This is a genomic window from Haliscomenobacter sp., assembly GCF_041740695.1.
Classification (GTDB): Bacteria; Bacteroidota; Bacteroidia; order Chitinophagales; family Saprospiraceae; genus Haliscomenobacter.
The window spans coordinates 1-19414 of the sequence record NZ_JBGSLK010000108.1 but is presented as its reverse complement, the minus strand read 5'-3'; the positions used below and the strand labels follow the sequence as shown (position 1 = coordinate 19414).

Genomic DNA, 19414 nt, shown 5'->3' with positions numbered 1-19414 from the left:
AATGATAAATTAGTTGATACAACGAAATATTAGTTGTACGTTTGGTTCATGAAAAAGTTAAACGAAAAAGAAGAACAGATCATGCAGATCATTTGGCGGATGGGGAAAGCCTTTGTCCGCGAAATTATGGAGGAACTGAACGACCCACAGGTTCCAGTGACCACCATTTCTTCATTGGTTCGTAAACTGGAAACCGATGGCTGGCTCGATCACGAAGCCTTTGGCAAAACCCATCGCTATTTCCCCCTGATCAGCATGGAAGCGTACCGCAAGGCCAGTGTATCCCAAATCAAGGAGCATTACTTTGCTGGTTCCACCGCCCAACTCCTCTCCTACTTCCTGCGGGAAGAAAAGACGGATGTTTCGGAGATCCAACGTTTGTTGGAAGAGATTAAAAAATCAGAATCTAAATGATTACAGTGTAAGCATAAATCGGGGCCAAGAGACGCACGGCCGTGCGTCTCTACACTCAGGAATTGCACTCTGCTCCGATTTTGTTATTCACTCAAATGATTGCGACATGAATATCATCACACCCTCTTTTTTCACTTTGTTCTGTTCCGCGCTTTGCCTGCTGGCTTTTGGGCTGCTGTACGAGCGTTGGATGCACCGGGAGTCATTTTATCAGGCCAATCGTGCTTATTTGCTCATTACGCCATTGATTGCCTTGTTGATTCCCCATTTACAAATTGAAATCAATCTGGCAGCCAATCCTCATCCGGCGGTGCTGATGTTGGAACAAACCCAACAAATACCCGCCGAATGGTTGCGTTTGTTGATGCCACCGCCGAAGGTATGGGTCTTGTCCTGGGGTGCTACTATATTGCTGGTGTATGGCGCCGGGGTGATGATCAGTTTGGGGCGCAGCTTGATCAGTTACCTCAAAATATGGCAATGGATCCGCAGTGGCAAGGTACACGCCATGGGCGATTGGAGTTTGGTGGAACAAGAAAATGTGCCCGAAGCCGCGTCCTTTTTCAACTACATCTTTTGGCAAAAAAAGGACCCCATGCCCTCCATGGTTTTGCAACATGAACTGATTCACGTGCAACAAGGGCACAGTTGGGATGTCTTGCTGATGGAATGCTGGATTGCGCTGTATTGGTTCAATCCCCTGATTTACCGCCTGCGCCAACGTTTGCAGGAAACCCACGAATTTATAGCCGATGCGGGCGTCATTGAGGCCCAGGGCTCAAAATATGCATATGCGTGCCTTTTAGCTTCACAACAACAAAAATTCGAACAAATGCCTTACAACACTTTTGCAGCACAACTGAATACGCGGCTGCGGCGCATGACCCAAGCGGGATCGCCACAATGGAAAGCCGTCAAATACGCACTTTGTTTACCGCTTGTACTGAGCCTGGCACTGTTTTTTTCGGTGAATTATTTGCAAGCCCTGCCCTTACCCACCGGTGAGATTACCCTGGGTGAAAGCATCGAAGAAATGGAACAAACGCCAGTCCTACAGTTGGCAGTTCCAGCAGTAGCACAAAAAATTACGTCTGTAAAACTCGAACCCAGCAACCTTCTTTCTCTTAAATTGGACACGGTGCCCGTGCAAAATTCGGTCAAAATTACCGGATCTGCCACTGGGGTAAAAATAGTTACCAATGGTGAGTCCTTCTTAGTCGGGCAAAATGGTTTGGTTTCTAGTAATACTGGCAAACCTCTTTTGATTGTCGACGGAAAAAACATGGGAAAATTGGTTGATGGGCCTGATGGCAACCAAATGTCCAAGTTAGACCCAGGTGACATCCGTTCGATCAGTGTACTCAAAGGAGAGTCAGCTACTGCTATCTACGGCGATGAGGGCAAAGACGGGGTGCTTGTCGTGAATACCAAAGGTTACCAAGGCGACGATGTTCAAGAGATCAAACTGAACAACGTCAATATTAGCAATAATGTCAATGTAATCAATAAAGTAGCGACTGGAACCAACATCAACTCCAACGAGAATGTAGAAATTCGGGTCAACAATGTTGTCTCAGACAATGTTGAAAAAGTCAATATTGATGCCAGCCAGTCACCTAAAGGCACAATAAAGATCAGAGGTACCCGTGCCCATGCAGATGGTCGCCCATTAATTGTGAAAGACGGTAAAGTTTTGGGCCGCCTGCACCAGTATGAATCGGACGAGCCATTGAAGGGCATCGACATGAACACCATCAAGTCGATAAATGTCATCAAAGGAAAAGCGGGTATCGACAAATATGGCCAAGATGCTGAAGATGGCGTAATTGAGGTTGAGACCAAAAAACAATAACAAAACTTAGTCTCGATGAAATTGTGTGCCAAAATCAAAAAGCGCTTAATTTTGGCACACAATTCCACCCTATGCGTTTGTTTATTTTAATTGGATTTTTGCTAGTTAGCAGCTACGGCAAGACTCAATCGCCGGCTGACGCGGCACTGTGTTTTTATGAGTGGTACTTGCACGCCATCAAAAGTCGGGATGCGGGGGAACATACTGCCGTTGTAAAAAAAGGAGCGAACGGCGAAACCTTATTGGATTACGAACGCTACTTGCACAATCTCGATTCACTAGGCTGTATTGCCGATACTTTTAAGCAGTCAGAAATAGTACGTTTTCAAAGCTGCCAGGATTATTTCAAGGACATCCCCTATGTCGTGTATTATGATCAGGTAGACAATGATGCGTATACTTATGACGTACCTTGTCCCTTTTTTACCCAATTTTACTGGATAAAAGACATAAATTATTGGGCGTTCGTGCGGGTTGTGGAAAGTAAAATAGAAGGAAATAACGCTGAAGTACAGCTCGAACTAGCTTCAGGGGCAGCTCGGCAAAACCGTAGGGTGTTCCTAAAAATGATTGATCAAAAATGGAAAATTATCAAGATAAGTCAAGGTTTATAAAAAATAGCATCAACTGGCAATTGAAAATCCGGCAGTGCTGGAGCAGCAGAACTCATTATTGATTTTTTTCAAAAATAGGTATAAATCGCTAACGGAGCAAGTCCAATATGGTCATTCCCCTCGCTCCACCACCGCCATCGTCAATCGACTCACACAAATCAAACGCCCCTGCTCATCGTGAATGTCGATGTTCCACACGTGCACTTTCCGTCCCAAACGGGCAGGCCGTGCAGTGGCAATCACATAACCTTCACCAATACCGCGCAAGTGACTGGCATTGAGTTCAATGCCCACCGCGTGTTGCTTAGTAGGATCGTCTAGCGTAAACAAGGACGCCATACTACCTACACTTTCCGCTAGAGCAGCGGAGGCACCACCGTGCAAAACGCCAAATGGTTGCACAGTTCGGTGATCCACGGGCATTTTGGCTTGGAGGTAATCGTCGCCGAAGCCACACATTTCAATGCCGAGGTGTTCGATCAAGGTGTTTTTCCGCGAGGCGTTTAAAACGGCCAGGTCGATGGGTGTTTTCCAAATCATGGTGTTTAAATCTGTTTGCCCTTCATCGCTTCCAAAAGTGCAAAATCCATCGCACGATGCGCCAGCGGAGCAGTATAGGTATTGAGTGTTTCCATCGCCTGGTTGATGGCGTCTTTATCCGTTCCGGCCACAGCATCGCGTAGGGCCTGCGTCAAGGAACGGGTGGTTGCAATTTCTTCTTCGTTGAGGATTTCCTGATTTTGCCCCAGGAAACGTTCGGCACTGAGCACAATGTTGTTGGCCTCGTTGCGGGCTTCGAGCAGCGCCCGGACAGTCATGTCATCGGCTGCGTTTTGAATGGAATCGATGAGCATCAGCGCCATTTCTTCTTCACTGATGCCGTAGGTCGGTTTGACTTCGATCTCTTGTTCTACGTTTGAGCGCAGCTCTTCCGCTTTTACTTTCAGGATGCCATCGGCATTCAGGATGAACTGGATTTCTACTTTAGGCAAACCAGCAGGCATCGGAGGAATTCCCTTCAGGATAAATTCACCTAGTTTGCGGTTGTGTTGGATCAGGTCGCGTTCGCCTTGGTAGACCGCAATTTTGAGGTTGCGCTGCCCATCCACCGAGGTGGTGTAACGCCGCCCCACGCGGGTTGGAATTTTAGAGTTGCGGGGCAAAATGATGTCCATCAAACCTCCTACCGTTTCGATACCCAACGATAGTGGCGTCACATCCAGCAAAAGGATGTCCTTCTGGTTGCCCGCCAATATGTCTGCTTGAATGGCTGCACCCAAAGCCACTACTTCATCCGGGTTGACTTTGTCATACACTTCCTGACCAAAGGTCTGCCCCACCGATTCACGTACCAAAGGCACCCGGGTTGAGCCGCCCACCATGATCACCCGATCGATGTCCGCCAATTGCACCTGGGCGTCTTTCAAGGCATTTTGGCAGCAAGCAATCGTACGATCAACCAGGGGTTGAATCAGTTCATCAAATTGCTCCCGGGTAATCTGGCAGCTGATGGTATTGACTTCGCCCCTGTATTCGGATTCAGAACTCAATGCTTTTTTCGCCTTTTCCGCTTGCAGGCGCAGGGCTTGACTCAGTTCTTTGTCCGCATTGATCTGGGTGCTGTCCAACTTATTTTCGGCAGTCCAATAATCGACAATGGCCCGGTCGAAATCATCACCGCCCAAAAAGGTGTCGCCATTGGTCGCCAACACTTCAAAAACCCCGTCCTGGATGCGCAAAATGGAAATGTCAAAGGTGCCGCCACCCAGGTCGTATACCGCAATGGTATGGCTTTCACTTTGATCCAAACCAATGCCGTAGGCCAAACTTGCCGCTGTAGGTTCGTTAACGATGCGCAATACGTCCAATCCGGCCAGTTTTCCCGCATCACGGGTGGCCTGGCGCTGGGAATCGTTGAAGTAGGCGGGCACCGTAATGACGGCTTTGCTCACCACCCGATCCAACTCTTCTTCGATGCGGTTTTTGAGGGCTTTGAGGATTTCCGCCGACAGTTCGATCGGGGTATAAAACTTGTCCTTTACCCGAATTTTGACCAAACTCTCGGTGTCGTTGTCGATGATCTGGTAACCAAAATATTGCTGTACCCCTTGCACATCGCCGTAGGATTTTCCCATCAGACGTTTCACCGAATAAATGGTGTTCTCCGGGTCGCTGATGAGTTTTTCTTTGGCCGCATCTCCTACCACAATTTTGCCTTCGGGGCTGAAATGCACCACCGATGGCACCAGGGTGCTTTTCCCATTTTTGCCTTTTACGGCCTCGGCCTGGCCATTTTTTATATAGGCGACCAAACTATTGGTCGTTCCAAGGTCAATTCCGACGATCAGTTCGGCCTCGTTTTTGATGTCACCCGACTTGAGGTCGATTGCAAATTTTGCCATAAAGTTATAGTCCTATTTTTAAGCGTCGCAAAAGTATGGAATTGAAACAGCATTGCGAAGGGGAATGTTTGAGCACCTCGCCTTCGGCGATGCGCAACAACAAATTTTTAGCCACAAATGACACAAATTTTCACAAATCAGTACAGCCAAAGCGACTTATTGATTATCACAAAGTTGAAAAAAGAGGACACAAAGTGCACAAAGTTAGACATTGATGACTCTTTGTGCACTTTGTGTCCTCTTTTTTCAACTTTGTGATAATAAAATCGTGGTGGAACAAACGAAGTTTGTGACCTGATTTGTGAAAATTTGTGCCATTTGTGGCTGCATTAAAAACACTCCACCGAAGGTGGGCTGCAAACATTTGGCGGTTTCTACTCGAAAACAGTATCTTTGCCGCCATGCAAAACAATGTATCACTGGATGCCGTGCTCCACAAACTTGGCATCAACGCGCTCAACGAAATGCAGGAAAAAGCCCTGCTGCACATTCCCCAGGAACCCAACCTGATGTTATTGGCACCCACCGGGTCTGGTAAAACCCTGGCTTTTTTGTTGCCCATTTTAAGTTTGTTGCAAAGCGACCAAGCAGGTGTACAATGCCTCATCATATCCCCTACCCGCGAATTGGCCATCCAAATTGAACGGGTTTGGCAAAAAATGGCTACTGGTTTTAAGGTCAATACCTGCTACGGCGGGCACCCCATGCAAACCGAAATCCGCAACCTGAGTCAGCCCCCTGCCCTATTGATTGGCACGCCAGGGCGCATCATCGAACATTTGACCCGCAAATCCTTTGATCCGCGAAACTTGCGGGTGCTGGTACTGGACGAATTCGACAAGTCTTTGTCCATGGGTTTTCAGGAACAAATGGAGCAGATTGTGGCGGGTCTGCCGAAGATAGACAAACGCATCCTGGTATCGGCTAGTCGCAAGCAGCACATCCCTAAGTTTACCGGAATTGTGGCACCCAAAGTGTTGGATTTCACCCAAGTCGAAGAAAAATCAACTGATGGCCTACAAATGAAGGCGGTGATGGCTCCTGGTGAAGACAAGCTGGAAACGCTCTTTACCCTGCTTTCTTCCCTGGGTAGTGAACAAACCCTGGTTTTTTGCAACCAGCGCGAAGCCACCGAACGTTGTGTGGAGTTGTTGCAAGAAAAGGGTTTACAAAGTTCTTTTTTCCACGGCGGCCTGGATCAGTTGGCCCGCGAAAAAACGCTGGTGCAATTCCGCAATGGCAGCATTTCCATATTGGTCGCTTCTGATTTGGCGGCACGGGGCCTGGACATTCCTGAAGTGAAAAACGTCATTCATTTTGAATTGCCGAGTAAAGGAACCGATTTTGTACACCGCAATGGCCGGACGGCCCGAATGCACGCCGAAGGTACCGCCTTTGTTATTTTGTATGCGGAAGAACCACTCCCCGATTACCTGCCCGGAATACCCGAGGTTTTTGACATCCCCACCGGAATTGCATTGCCGGAGCCGCCTGCTTGGGTCACTTTGTACATCAGTGGAGGAAAAAAAGACAAACTCAGCAAAACCGATATTGTTGGCTTTTTATCCAAAAAGGGAGAGCTGCAAAAAGAAGATTTGGGAAAAATCGAGTTGTTGGACCACATGTCTTTTGTAGCCGTAAAAAAAGACCAGGTTCAGGCGGTATTGAAAAAAATTCAGGGCGAAAAAATGAAAGGTGACAAGTACAAAATTGAAGTAGTGCGTTAGTAATGCGAATGGGGGTTACGTTTACTAAACTTTTAAAGTTTAGTAAACTTCGATTATTTCCCATAACACCATTGTTTAAAAAAGGCTTGCAGGTCTTTCTGCGTCGCTTTTTCCATGGCTTTTTGGAAATCCTGCGTGCTTACTGCTTTGCCGTAATGGGCCTGGGTGTATTCCTGAATGCCCTGCCAAAAAGGCTCTTCACCCAATTCTTCGCGCAATAGGTGAAGCACATAAGCACCTTTGTAATACACCAGCGTTCGATCATCGGCTGAGGGGTTGTTCCAATTGGGGAACACCAGGGGTTTGTCCAAACCCTTGTCTTTTACCTTTTGATAACTTTGTCGGTACTCTTCTATGTCCTTGAGGTAGCTGGATCGGCCAAAACGTTGCTCTTTAAAAGCGGAAGACATAAACACCGCAAAACCTTCATTGAGCCAAAAGTGATTCCAACTGACACAAGTCACTCCATTACCCCACCATTGATGCGCCAACTCGTGGGCACCCAGGTTGATTTGAGTAGAATCTTGTAAAACTTGTAGCCCGTAAGTATTGCGAATGACGGCAAATCCAGCCATTTCTTGAGAAATTTCAGCTTTCCCCAAAACCTGATTGTATTGTTGAAGGGGATATTTTACGCCTGATTTTGCTTCAAAAAAACGTAACATATTGGCGTTGTCTTTAAAAATCAAAGCCATCTCAGCCGGGCTGTGGTCTTGTGAAAAACATTGAAATGTGGCCCCGCCGGAATGTTGGTCGTAAGTCTGGAATTTCCCGATGGCAAAACCAAAAATATACGCCGGAATGGGATTGTCGTGTACCCAGGTCAAACTCATCTTACCTTTGTCCAGTTTTAATTTCTCCACCAGTCGGCCATTGCCAATGCCAGTCAGGGAATCGGGTATCACCAGACTGATTTGTATACTGGCGCGGTCGCTGAGGGCATTGTTGCAAGGCATCCATTCCGAGGTGCTAAAAACGGAGTAAACTTGCTGGATTTCCGGGAAAAATTGGATGCCCTGGCGCGGCGAACCGTGGTACTTAATGGCCATCAGGTAGTTGGATTCGACCATTTTGTCCAACTTTAGGATGAGCTTTTGGTTTTCTTTGCGGTAGCTGATCAGTTCCGCGCATTTGACGTCATCGATAGCCAAACTCCCACAGTCCAAAGCCACTTCATTAGAGGGTCCATTTTTTACAAAACGAACCATCATTTCCCCCTTTAGCGTTTTTTGAAGCAGATCGGGTTCGAGGATCAGTTTGTAACTCAACACATCCAATACAGTTGGAATTGGTTTGCTTTGGGCAAAACTGTAGTTCGTAAGCAGCAGAAATGCGAGGATCAGCCGAATCAACATACTATTCTTTTGCAGGTAATGATACAGCTATTCACACATCCCAACAAGTATCCCGGAGCAATTTCATCTGTTGGAGGCCCATCTTATGGGCATATTCGATGTTGCGTTGGGGAATGTTTTCAGGATCGGGATAATTGGCCAGCGCCCGATCCAGGCTCGACTCGCGCAGCAAATGCAGCATAGGATACAAGGAACGATTGGTATAATTGGCGGGGTCATCGGCAGGCGCGTCGGCGAACTGATAATCTGGATGAAAACTTGCCACCTGATAAATGCCTTCGTAGTCATTGTCCAGGAGCATGTCTTCACAATTTTCGATGAGGAGCAAATAGTCTTTAAAATCATTAAAAGCCTGAGGAAAAATCACCAGGGTGGTTTCGATGCTTTCGTCTTCGTCCAACAGGCCACATTCGGCAAACATGGTCTCCAAACAAACGTCCATGTCCTCCGTGTGAACAACTACATAACGGATACTCCCCCTTTGGACTTCACGTTGTGCAAAAGGACAAAAATTACAGCCAATGATAACTCTTTTGATCCAGGCCTGGGTTTGGCTAACAATGATTTCATCACTAGGAAGCTCTTTTTTGGATGGGGATGTTTTTGCCATGTAGATCGATTGAACAGAAGTGATCGATTGAATAAATACATGGCGAAGGTGGGCTTTTTTTGGCAGGGATAATAACTATGGTAAGGATATTATTGATTTACACTGAATTAGTCCTTATAGCGCTTGGCATTCGGCAATTGTTCCTCTTTGCCAAGCGCTATAACGAATATGCTTTATTTGGACTTATTGATTTTTAAATGTAAGGTGAAGTCGCCTTCTTGTAGCCCATTGGCCCCTACCACTCCAATGATGACCTGATAAGGATTGTTGATGGCCAAAATGTCTTTGATTCTGCGGGTGTGATCCTGGGTTTGGCCCCGTTTTTTGTAGTCCCACTTGTGCTCTGCTTCACAACGAATGCAGGAACTCAGATTAGGTACAGTGTTGTTGTTCGCAACTTTGCCCACTTCGTAAGCGTAAATGCTGAAATTGGCCTGTTCGTCTGTAGGGACCAGCCAAATTTCCATTTCCGAAAAATTGGGCAGGTCCAGGGCATACAGCACATGATTACCAGTGAATTTTTGCGCCTGAGTTTGTGGAAAACAAGCTACAGCGCTATTCCAGGCCCAGGAGAGGTCAGGCATAATCTTGCCATCCTTCAGGTTTCCTTTTACACTGAAAGCTTCATTGGGTTTGAGGGTCAACCAAATGGGCTCTTGCTCTTTCTGGGCCATAAGGTGTAAGCTTGAAAGCATGCAGACAAGTACAAAAAAAGTGCTTTTTTTCATCGGAATGGTGGTTTATGGGTTGCCCATCGTTGGGCTATAAATACTGGAACCAAAATTAGCGGGAATAATTTTCAGTTCCTTCACCCAAAAGGATGATTTTGGGCCTAGCTTAGTTAGTCAGTTCCCGGAGTTTTGCCATCGCTTCCGAACGCGATCCCACGCTGAGTTTGTCGTAAAGATTTTGGAGGTGGGTCTTGATGGTGTTCACGGTAACAAAATGCTTTTCAGCCATTTGTTTATTGGTAAGGCCCAGGTAAATATCCTGGAGTGCCTGAAATTCTTTTTCGGTGAGTGGAGAAAGCAATACCTGGTTGATCCGTTCCAGATTTAAATTGTGTGGTTGAGCATGTTGAGAAAAATTGTACAGCGCGATTTCGATGCTGGAAAAGAGGTCTTTTTCCGTAAAAGGTTTTAAGATATAACCCAACGGGCGAGTAACTTTAGCCTGGTCGAGGATGCTTTTGTGGGAGTATGAAGTCAAAAAAATGAAAGGCAGTTGGTATTTTTGATTGATCAGGTGCGCGATTTCAATGCCATCAAGATTGCCACCCAAGTTGATGTCCAGAATGATCATATCTGGGCTTTGCTGTTCCAATGCCTTCAAAGCCTGGGCTTTGTTGTAAGCAATGTCTAAAACGGTATAATCAACATTGCTCAAGTATTCGCAAATGTCTTCGGCGATCAATGGTTCGTCTTCTACAATGAGGACTTGAATATTTGCCATCAGCTCAATTTTGAGTGTGGGATGAATATTTCTACGTGCGCGCCCTGCTCATTCCAGGTTTTCAGTACACCATTGAGTTTTTTGGTGAAAGAATTGATGAGCCGAAAACCTAGACTTTTTAAATTTTGGGTATTAAAATTTGGCGGAAAACCCTGGCCGTTGTCTGAAACATTGAGCAAAAGACCCTCTTCTTGTTGTTTCAGGCTTAGGCTGACCTGGCCCGATTTATTTGGTTCAAAAGCGTATTTCAGGGTATTGCTGATCAGCTCATTCAAAATTAAACCCAAAGGGATGAGAGTATCCACATCGAGGGTCAAATGATCAATGTTTTTGGTAAAAGTAACCCCCTTGGGATTAACGTTGTAACTGCGGATCAGGTTTTCAATCAATTGGTCAATGTAAAGCTGGGCATCCACTTTGACCAGGTTTTCATCCTGATAAAGGTTTTCGTGGATCAAAGCCATCGAGTGCACCCGATTCTGGCCGTCTTGAATGGCTTCCAAAACTTTGGGATCCTCAATGCGCCGCGATTGCAAACTCAACAAGGAGGAAATAATTTGCAGGTTGTTTTTTACCCGATGGTGAATTTCTTTCAGCAAGGTTTCTTTGTCTTCCAGAGCCTCTTGAATTTGTTTGTTTTTTTTACCCAATAATTGATTGGCTTTTTTGCGTTGTGCAGATAAGCGATAAGCAAAGCCCAAAATGAGCAAGAGTGCCAGCAAGGCAAAAACGAAAACGAGTCTTTCCCGTTTGTTTTTTAGAATTTGCAATTTCTGGATTTGAATTTGGGCTTCCTTCTCCTGGTTGAGGTACTTGGCCTCCATGTCTTTTTCCAAACTCAGTTTTACTTCCGTATTCAGCGTATCCAAGTACAATTTGTGCTGGATCAATGCCTGGTAAGCTGCGTCTTTTTGTTGCAAAGCATGCAGCACATAAGCCTTCCATTCATGGTACGTGACCTTGGTTTTGAGGAAATTGGTTTTAAGGATTTCTGGTTCAATTTCTTGCAAAACTGCCTGCGCTTGTTGGTATTCCTTGTCCCCATACAGAATTTTCACATACAACAATTTAGCCTGTGTCAGGTCGTGAATAGGTAGTTTCAAGTAGGGCAAAGTGATGGATTTTTTCAGCAACTGTTTTGCTTTAGCCAATTGCCCTAATTCGTTGAAGGCAACAGCGAGAGAAACATTAACACTCAACAAGTCTGAGGTTTGTCCCAAGGCACGGTAGACTTTTTGAGCCTGGGTCAAATACTTGACACTTTCCCGGGGTACATTCTGGTAGGCATAACAAAGGCCGATGTTGTTCAAGGTATTCGCGATGCCGATGCTATCCGCGGTTTGTTTTTTGATAAAAAGTGATTTTTTGTACATCCGAATGGCCTCAGGGTACTTTTTCAGATTGCGGTAAACGGTTGCTAGATTGTTGATTACTTTGGCGTATGTGGGATTCTTTTGGTCTTTTGACAATGCTTTTTCCGCTTCGCTATAAAATTGAATGGCTTTCCCCAGGTCTCCAGCAAAGTAATAAGCGACTCCTTTGTTGGCTATAAAATCAATCCGTTCTTTGGCCCATTTTGTAGATTGAGCACATACTTTGATCCCTGCATCATAATAGTCGATCGCTTTGCTCAACTCGCCGCGATAGTCGGCAATTAAACCTTTGTTTTTGGTCGCATAAATGAGGCCTTTGGTGTAATTGATTTTTTGAGCCTGAGTGTATGCTCGATTTGCCCAGTTTTCAGCCAATCCCAACGAATCGGGAATATGCATTCGGGCCAAATCATTGTAGGCATTGATACGCAAGGTGTCGTTTGAGGTATTGTGGCTTGCCTGTAATAAACCATCGAAGGTCATTTGGCCAAAACTGGCCACTATGCTCCCGAGGCAAAACAACAAGGCAATCATTAGTTTTTGGGTACGCATTCACATAGTAGTTTTGGAAGACTAGTGCAAGATACAATTTTGATGTTTATTCGGAATGTTGATCGGGCAAATCCATATCTTTGGCGCTTCAAAATCATTTAAGCCCATATGTTCAACCTCACCCAACTCCATATTTACCCGGTCAAATCCCTTGCAGGCATTGCCGTTCAAGAAGCGCTGGTTACCGAACGGGGCTTTCAGCACGATCGTCGCTGGCTTTTGATCAATGAAAACAATCGGTTCCTCACCCAGCGGGAAGTGGGTGCATTGGCTTTGCTGCAAACGGAAATCACTACTGAATACCTATTGATTCGCCATCGGACCAAACCAGAGCTAGGCATGCTCCAGGTACCTCTTCAGGCCAATTCCAGTGAACGTTTTACGGTGCAAATTTGGGACGACTTTTGCGACGCATTGGCACTGGACGATGCCGCTGATGCCTGGTTGAGCAAAGCGTTGGAGTCGAAAATTCGTTTGGTTTACCTTCCTGATGATTCGCCAAGGCAGGTTGAGCCCGAGCGGGTACAAATGCCAATGAATGTAAGCTTTGCCGACGCTTATCCTTATTTGCTGCTGGGTGAAACCTCGCTGGCAGATCTGAATCAACGCCTGGCCGAACCCGTGCCGATGAATCGTTTTCGGCCCAATATTGTGTTTGCGGGTGGCGCGCCATATCAAGAAGACACCTGGAGTGAGCTATTGATCGGCGGTATATCTTTTCGGGGGATCAAACCTTGTGGCCGCTGTATTTTGACGACTACGGATCAGGATACTGGCCTGCGGCATACGGGCGGAGACCCACTTAAAACGCTGGCAACTTACCGTACACAGGGGAATAAAGTATTGTTTGGCATGAATTTGATTACTTTGGGGACGGGTATGATTCGTGTGGGGGATGAATTGGTGGTGCTTTAAACCTATTTTTTCAATCTCCCCATTTGTTTGTGCACCATAAAGCCCAGGCCGCTGGAGTAAATCTCCACTTTTCCATTGCCCACGCCCTGTAACGGCATTTGTGCAAACCAGTTGAGCTGCAAACTCAAGCCCGGTCGGATCGTTTTTTCAATGCCAATACCCATTTGAGCCATGGATAGCCAATAATTTTTGTTCTGCCCACTCGACCAATCATAGATCAAGCCAGGATAGTCTTTGGCATAATAAAACTCATATTTTTCTTTCAAGATCGTCCAGGAGGAAGATCCAAGAGAGATAAAACTTTTGAACTTCGGCTTGGCCAACCAATTGTAGCGCAAATCCACACTCCACTGCAACATATCGCAAGTACCTTCCGTAGAGCTCGGGTAAGAACGGGTAGGCCAAAAACCAGAAGGAGCAACGTATTCCCGCTGATCAGCGATGTAATTTTTAAGCAAATATTGCCCGGATGCCTGGAACACCCAACGCCTGCCAATGCGGTAATCAAAGGCCAATCCAGCATTTAAACCGTAAGCAGTGCTGCCATCCGCATTTACGGAAGCCAAATCGGGACCAGCGCTGAGGCCGAGGCCCCAGGTTTTAATTTTTGCAACTGGGGGAATTGTCATTGTGCAACCAATAATCATAGGCTCTGGGAGTCGATTCAGAACTAACTGGCTCAATGCCAAAGCTCCTGGCAAAGCTTCTAATCCAAACCAAGCAGACTCAACTTCTATGTCTTTTAAAACAGTGTCCACTTTTGTAAAATTTCCTTCTACTGGAGGTGAAACAACAGCAAGGTCCTCTACAAATTTAGGCGTGTTCTGATTGATTGGGGCTTCTAACTTTGGCTTATTTCTAGCCAATGGTTTGGAATGCTTGAGAGAACCCTGCTGTTCCGATGTAAATAAGCGTGGTTTTGTTTTGAGTGAATAATCTGTTTGCTTCACATTTTCTTTTTCCTTCGGATCTTTAGTTGCGGCAATATCCGCGCTGGATTCACTGGCCTGGGTTTGTCCAGCTGTATTCAAGTTTGACTCATGCCCAGATCTGGTCTTATTTTTTTGCTCAGGCTGCGCATTTCCAGCAACAGGGCCAGTGTATTTTTCTTTTTTAATTTTTTGTTCGGGAATGTCCGTACCCTGAATGCCCCAAAGAAGACCAGCCCCAAGGGAAACGAATAAGAAGAAGAACAACCACAACAGACCACGCCGCCGCTTCCGCGCTGCGTAGTCCAATTTTTGATCCATCCGGTCCCAAGCCTCTTCGTTGAAGGGGATGTCTGGATCTTCTGAAGCCCGCCTGTACAAATCATCTACAAAATCCTTCATGGCAATAAAAGTCTACTCCTAATCTATTGCATTTGTTGCAAGATCATTTGCCGCAAACGCTCGCGTGCTTTGGATAAATTGGATTTGGAGGTGCCCACCGAAATCCCCAGTTGTTGTGAAATTTCCTCGTGGGTAAAGCCATCCAATACATACAAGTTAAACACCGTGCGGTAAGCCGTGGAAAGCGACCGCACCAATTTCATCAATTCCTGAAAGCCCAATCTGGCCAGGATTTCTTCGGTATCAGGAATGTTGTATTCAGTGTCCATCAGTGTGCCGATTTTGAGTTTCTGTTTCTGCTTGATGTGATTGATCGCCGTATTGATCAGAATTCGCCGAAACCACGGTTTAAAAGGCAATTGAGGATTGTAACTTTTGATGTTGAGAAAAACCTTTAAAAATGCATCATTGGCTACCTCAATGGCTTCATCCTCGTTGTCGCAATAACGCAAACAAATTGACATGGCGTAACCGTAAAACTGCCGGTACAGTTCCTTTTGGGCTGCACGATCTTTGCGTCGGCAACCCTCCAGTACATCAGCCATGTCACGGTTCTCCATATGAGTGCTCGAATGTTTTATCCTAGTACAAGTCTGGGGTAAAAAGCGTTGCCTAGCTGCTTTAATTTTATGAAATATTGTTCACCAAAAATTTAAAATTAGTACTTTTCGTTATCCTAAGCAACTGACTCTATGAACCAATACATTGTATGAACAAGCTATATTCCCTTTTTATTGGCATCGACACCTATCATCCAGATTCAAAAATCACCCCTTTGGATGGGTGCCGCAACGATGTGGCGGCGATGAAAGACTATTTATCGAGTACTTATGCCAAAGCCTTTGACCTCGCGCCGAGCCTTACCTTGATCAATCAGGATGCTACTTATCAGAACATTTGCAAGTATCTGGGACCAGATCATCTCGCCAAAGCGGTAAAAGGTGATGTAGTACTCCTTTATTACAGTGGCCACGGCACCCAAGAGAAAGCGGCACCGGAATTTGAATGGATCGATCCTACGGGTGTACACGAAGGCATTGTGTGTTACGACAGTGGCTTGAGTGGAAAGTATTGTCTGTCTGACAAGGAGATCCGGATTCTTTTGCAACGAGTCCAGCAACAGGGCGCACACCTCGTCACTATTTTCGACTGTTGCCATTCCGGCACCATTTCACGCGCCATTGATGATGTAAGCTTGGGCAAGGCCCGACAATTCTTTTTCCCAGAACGCACCGAAACCCGCCCCTACTCCACTTATCTGGATGGGTATTTCGTCAAAAACTTCCCAAAAGGGCCTCGCCCCAACGAATTGCCACTGGCTAGCCACCTCATGATGTCGGCATGTGATCGGCAAGAGAAAGCGTTTGAGCTGAAGAACCAGCGCGGAATGTTTTCTTACAACTTGTTGAAGGTCCTCGAAAACGATCCCAGCGTCAGTTATGCCGATTTGTACACCCGTTGTCAGGCTTCGATGTTTCGTTCGGTTGAAAAACAACACCCTCAGTTTGAACCAATCGCTGGTTTTGACCCCTGGCAAAAGTTTTTGAATTTGGGCTCTGCCAAAGACCTGGGCCAACGCTCGGTATACCTGCTCAGCGCCAATGATAAAAATGCCTGGAACATCAACTGCGGCGCGGTACACGGGCTTTCTACCGAGTTGAATAAAGTTGCCGAGTTTGAGATTGTGGAGCAAAAAACGGGTAAGTCACTAGGGAGAGCCAGTACCAGCGGGGTTGGTTTTCAGGATAGTACCGTGGTTTTGAGCAATGGTTTGAGCCTAGATATGAACAGCAGCTACGAAGCAAAGTTGCTGAGCTTGCCCAGTATCCCCTATACGATCGCTCTTAAAGCCACCGAAAAAGGGAAAAAGCGTTACCAGGCCTACTTGAGTGTTCAACAAAAAATGGGCAAAAGCCGCTTGTCTCCCTATTTTGAATTCGTAGAAGGAAAAGTAGGTGGCAAATATAGAGTGGATCTGGATCAGGATGTGTTGGAAATTTACAACCAGGAAAGCAACACCTTGATTAAAAGGATTGCTGGGGACGACGACGATCCAGTGTTTGAATTGGCCCTGGAAATCCTGGATGGCATTGCCAAATGGGAGCAAAACTTGTTATTGGACAACCGCAGCACCCAATTCAATCGCAATGCTTTTCAGATTACCGCTAAGAATACCGACACCGGGCAAATTTTGACCAAAGGGATTACCGACCCGGCCAATCCAAATACGGAAGTTGTTAATGTTCAATTGGGCAAAAATCAGAATGGCAAATACCGTTTGGCCTTGGATTTAGAGCTCAAAAATACCACCGGAGCCACACTGTTTTGCAAAGCCTTGTATTTTTCACCCAACTATGGCGTGGTTTCCTTGAATGGTGATTACCTCACTGCCGATGAAATTCCAGCGCAAGGTCAATTTATACAGCCTGACTTTTTGGAATTTGCCGTTCCTCCAGGGAAAAAGGAAAGCATCGAAGTGGTTAAATTTATCATTAGCACAACTAAAATCAACGAAGAATTTTTATTGGAAAAAGATGACCTTGAAGGTTTGGGAGAAACAATAGAATTTTGGAAAAAATCAGGACGGGGTATTGACAGTTTAGCGGGTGGTCGCGATCTGGTCAAAAAAGGCCAGGATAAAAAAGCCCCTGATAACGATTGGTTCAGCAAAACAATTGTCTTCAAACTTAGCACCCAAGCCGGAGAAGTAGGCAAAAGTGAAACCAAACTTGCTGGAGGTAAAATTACCATCAAAGGGCACGACACCTTCAAGGCGAAAGTTTCCCTATCCACTGCGGGTAATTCAACGCGGGATTTGAATACTGTAGCCACTTTGCCCCAAATATTAGGTTGGAACAACCTACTTTCCCTTGATTATACTAGCCGTGATTTAAATGCAAATTTACCAGACACCCTGGAGTTGAGCGAACTGGAAAATGATCTGGATCTAGAGAATAATCCCCTCATCATTGAGCTCGATGAAAAGCTTGGAGAGGGCGAATTTATCCTTCCGCTCACTTTTGACGGCGAAGATTTTATCCCGGTTGGTGATGCACAAGCCAATGCCTCCGGCAAAGTTGAGATTGCCATCCGCAGCATCCCGGACGTAAAAGCGGAAAACAGAAGTGTATTCCGCGCACTCAAACTCTGCTTTTACAAAGTAGTCCTGGGTCGCGAAAACCTCAATAAACTCTGCTGGATTGAATACGGAAATGGAAAACCCATTTACCACGATACAGGGGTGAAGGAAAAGGTTGCAAAAGCCAAAAATATCCTGCTGGTCATGCATGGCATCATCGGCAATACCCAGGAAATGGCGGCGAGTATGGCGCAGGCGCAGCGCAACAAAACGGTAGATCTGGTGCTCGCCTATGACTACGAAAACCTCAACTCGACCATCGAGGCCAATGCGGGTAAATTCAAAGAAGCGCTCATTGCCGTGGGGCTCAAAGCCGATAAAAAAGGGAAGCTCGGCAAAAAATTCACCATTCTGGCTCATTCCATGGGTGGTTTGGTCTCACGTTGTTACATCGAACAACTCGGTGGCAATACCGTCGTAACCAAACTCATCCTGGCGGGTACGCCCAATGGAGGTTCGAATTTATCTCATGCGCTCAAGTACCGCGACAATGCCCTCCTGCTCTTACCCTTGGCTGTCAATGCTGGTTTAGCCATTCCGGCCATCGCCAGCATCATGGGAATTTTGAAAGGTTCCCAAAGCCTGACCATCAGCCTGGACCAAATGAACTACGAGAGCAAAGGTCGTTTCCTCAAAAATCTGGAATTGAGCAAGGACCCCCAAATTCCGTATTATGTCGTTGCTGGGCACCTCGATTGGTTTTTGGAGACCGACAACCAAGCCAAACGTTTGGTCAACAAACTTTTTAAAAACGTGGCAGCCATCTTTTTTAAAGAACCAAACGACATTGCCGTAGGTGTCAATAGCATCAAGCGGGTACCCAGCAAACGCAAGCCTGCACCCCTATTCTTCGATGCCAAATGCCATCACCTGAACTATTTCACAGTTGGAGATAGTTTGAACAAAATTTTGGAGCTGTTAAAAAAATAATTCAATCTCAAGATGATTCGTAAAACAATGATTGGCACCCTGCTTTTGCTGGTGCTCAGCCTAGGGGCTTGCCGCTGGGAAACAACCAAAAAAGCGCTGAAACACGGCGAAGTTTTAAAAAGCTCGATCGAGTCTTTTGAAAAAAATCGGGTTAAGCTCTCTTCACAAGTAGTCGAAACGCTGCAAGAAGCAGAAGAAAGTTTGACCCAAGCCAACCCAGATTTGCCCGAAGTGTCCAAAGATTTCGAAAAAGAATGGACGGGCATTCAGGCCAGGTACAACAAATTGAAAAACGATTTTGAACGCGTTGGGAAAAGTTCAGATGAATACTTTGGCACCCTGGATCAGTTGAGCAGCAGCATCAACAACGAAAAATTGCGCAAAGATGAGTTGGGTAAAAACGCAGAATTGCGCAAAAAATGGGATGTGACCTATAAAGAAGCAGGCCAAAGCATCGACAAAGTGACCAGCGTTTTGGAATCGGGCAACGACTTCCACATGGTGCTGGTCGCTTCCAGTATTCGCCAAAAGTTAAACCAAAACGTAGAAGAACTTCACAACATCGCCGAGCAGGCCAAGTCGCTCTTAGCCGATCTGGAAGCCTTTACTCAAGCGGGCAGGCAGTTGGTGGAAGGAGGGGAATAAAGTGAAAAGTGAAAAGTGAAAAGCTGTATACCAGCAGCCTTTCAACTGCTTTATACATTTTTTTTGCTTAAAAATTTGGAATGAAAAGGGGAGTGTATTTTTT

16 protein-coding genes are annotated in these 19414 nt (G+C 45.9%); 7 read left to right on the top strand and 9 right to left on the bottom strand.

The features are described from left to right. Positions 1–48 precede the first annotated feature (48 nt). The 3 genes from ACEW9O_RS21270 to ACEW9O_RS21260 all read left to right on the top strand — a co-directional run bounded on the left by ACEW9O_RS21270 (position 49) and on the right by ACEW9O_RS21260 (position 2880). A complete protein-coding gene (locus ACEW9O_RS21270; RefSeq protein ID WP_373552218.1) occupies positions 49–414 on the top strand; it encodes a BlaI/MecI/CopY family transcriptional regulator in 366 nt (121 codons plus the stop codon). 106 nt (positions 415–520) lie between these two features. Beyond that, entirely contained in the window at positions 521–2266 is a 1746-nt protein-coding gene (locus tag ACEW9O_RS21265; protein ID WP_373552217.1) for a TonB-dependent receptor plug domain-containing protein, read from the top strand. 71 nt (positions 2267–2337) lie between these two features. Continuing rightward, entirely contained in the window at positions 2338–2880 is a 543-nt protein-coding gene (locus tag ACEW9O_RS21260; protein WP_373552216.1) for a hypothetical protein, read from the top strand. A 111-nt stretch (positions 2881–2991) separates the two neighbouring features. Here ACEW9O_RS21260 and ACEW9O_RS21255 read toward each other — a convergent pair whose 3' ends face one another. Together ACEW9O_RS21255 and hscA are read right to left on the bottom strand one after the other, a co-directional pair. After that, on the bottom strand, positions 2992–3420 hold the full coding sequence (locus tag ACEW9O_RS21255; protein WP_373552215.1) for a hotdog fold thioesterase: 429 nt from the start codon (positions 3418–3420) through the stop codon (positions 2992–2994). A 5-nt stretch (positions 3421–3425) separates the two neighbouring features. Then, complete coding sequence (hscA, locus tag ACEW9O_RS21250) at positions 3426–5282, bottom strand: Fe-S protein assembly chaperone HscA (RefSeq protein WP_373552214.1); 1857 nt, start codon at positions 5280–5282, stop codon at positions 3426–3428. 401 nt (positions 5283–5683) lie between these two features. On the opposite strand from hscA, the gene ACEW9O_RS21245 reads away from it, so the two are divergent. Next, positions 5684–7009: a DEAD/DEAH box helicase gene (locus tag ACEW9O_RS21245; protein ID WP_373552213.1), complete on the top strand. Its 1326-nt coding sequence runs from the start codon at positions 5684–5686 to the stop codon at positions 7007–7009. A 53-nt stretch (positions 7010–7062) separates the two neighbouring features. Here ACEW9O_RS21245 and ACEW9O_RS21240 read toward each other — a convergent pair whose 3' ends face one another. From ACEW9O_RS21240 to ACEW9O_RS21220, 5 genes are all read right to left on the bottom strand, one after another. Beyond that, complete coding sequence (locus tag ACEW9O_RS21240) at positions 7063–8364, bottom strand: M1 family metallopeptidase (RefSeq protein WP_373552212.1); 1302 nt, start codon at positions 8362–8364, stop codon at positions 7063–7065. Positions 8365–8395: 31 nt separating this feature from the next. Then, the gene (locus ACEW9O_RS21235) at positions 8396–8974 is read right to left on the bottom strand and encodes a DUF1415 domain-containing protein (RefSeq protein ID WP_373552211.1); all 579 of its coding nucleotides are present in this window, start codon (positions 8972–8974) and stop codon (positions 8396–8398) included. Positions 8975–9147: 173 nt separating this feature from the next. Next, complete coding sequence (locus tag ACEW9O_RS21230) at positions 9148–9648, bottom strand: hypothetical protein (RefSeq protein WP_373552210.1); 501 nt, start codon at positions 9646–9648, stop codon at positions 9148–9150. A 163-nt stretch (positions 9649–9811) separates the two neighbouring features. Next, positions 9812–10426: a response regulator gene (locus ACEW9O_RS21225; RefSeq protein ID WP_373552209.1), complete on the bottom strand. Its 615-nt coding sequence runs from the start codon at positions 10424–10426 to the stop codon at positions 9812–9814. Continuing rightward, entirely contained in the window at positions 10426–12351 is a 1926-nt protein-coding gene (locus ACEW9O_RS21220) for a histidine kinase dimerization/phosphoacceptor domain -containing protein (protein ID WP_373552208.1), read from the bottom strand. Before ACEW9O_RS21220 ends, ACEW9O_RS21225 begins: the two co-directional genes overlap by 1 nt. A gap of 108 nt (positions 12352–12459) precedes the next feature. Here ACEW9O_RS21220 and ACEW9O_RS21215 point away from each other — a divergent pair, with 108 nt between their 5' ends. Further along, positions 12460–13266, top strand: a complete 807-nt coding sequence (locus ACEW9O_RS21215; RefSeq protein ID WP_373552207.1) for an MOSC domain-containing protein — start codon at positions 12460–12462, stop codon at positions 13264–13266. A gap of 2 nt (positions 13267–13268) precedes the next feature. On the opposite strand, the gene ACEW9O_RS21210 is transcribed toward ACEW9O_RS21215, so the two are convergent. Beyond that, positions 13269–14597 carry an outer membrane beta-barrel protein gene (locus tag ACEW9O_RS21210; protein WP_373552206.1) on the bottom strand — a complete coding sequence of 443 codons (1329 nt, stop codon included), beginning with the start codon at positions 14595–14597 and terminating at the stop codon, positions 13269–13271. A gap of 23 nt (positions 14598–14620) precedes the next feature. Beyond that, on the bottom strand, positions 14621–15157 hold the full coding sequence (locus ACEW9O_RS21205) for an RNA polymerase sigma factor (RefSeq protein WP_373552205.1): 537 nt from the start codon (positions 15155–15157) through the stop codon (positions 14621–14623). 149 nt (positions 15158–15306) lie between these two features. On the opposite strand from ACEW9O_RS21205, the gene ACEW9O_RS21200 reads away from it, so the two are divergent. Next, positions 15307–18666: a caspase family protein gene (locus ACEW9O_RS21200; protein WP_373552204.1), complete on the top strand. Its 3360-nt coding sequence runs from the start codon at positions 15307–15309 to the stop codon at positions 18664–18666. Between the two features lie 12 nt (positions 18667–18678). Further along, positions 18679–19311 carry a hypothetical protein gene (locus ACEW9O_RS21195; RefSeq protein WP_373552203.1) on the top strand — a complete coding sequence of 211 codons (633 nt, stop codon included), beginning with the start codon at positions 18679–18681 and terminating at the stop codon, positions 19309–19311. Positions 19312–19414 lie beyond the last annotated feature (103 nt).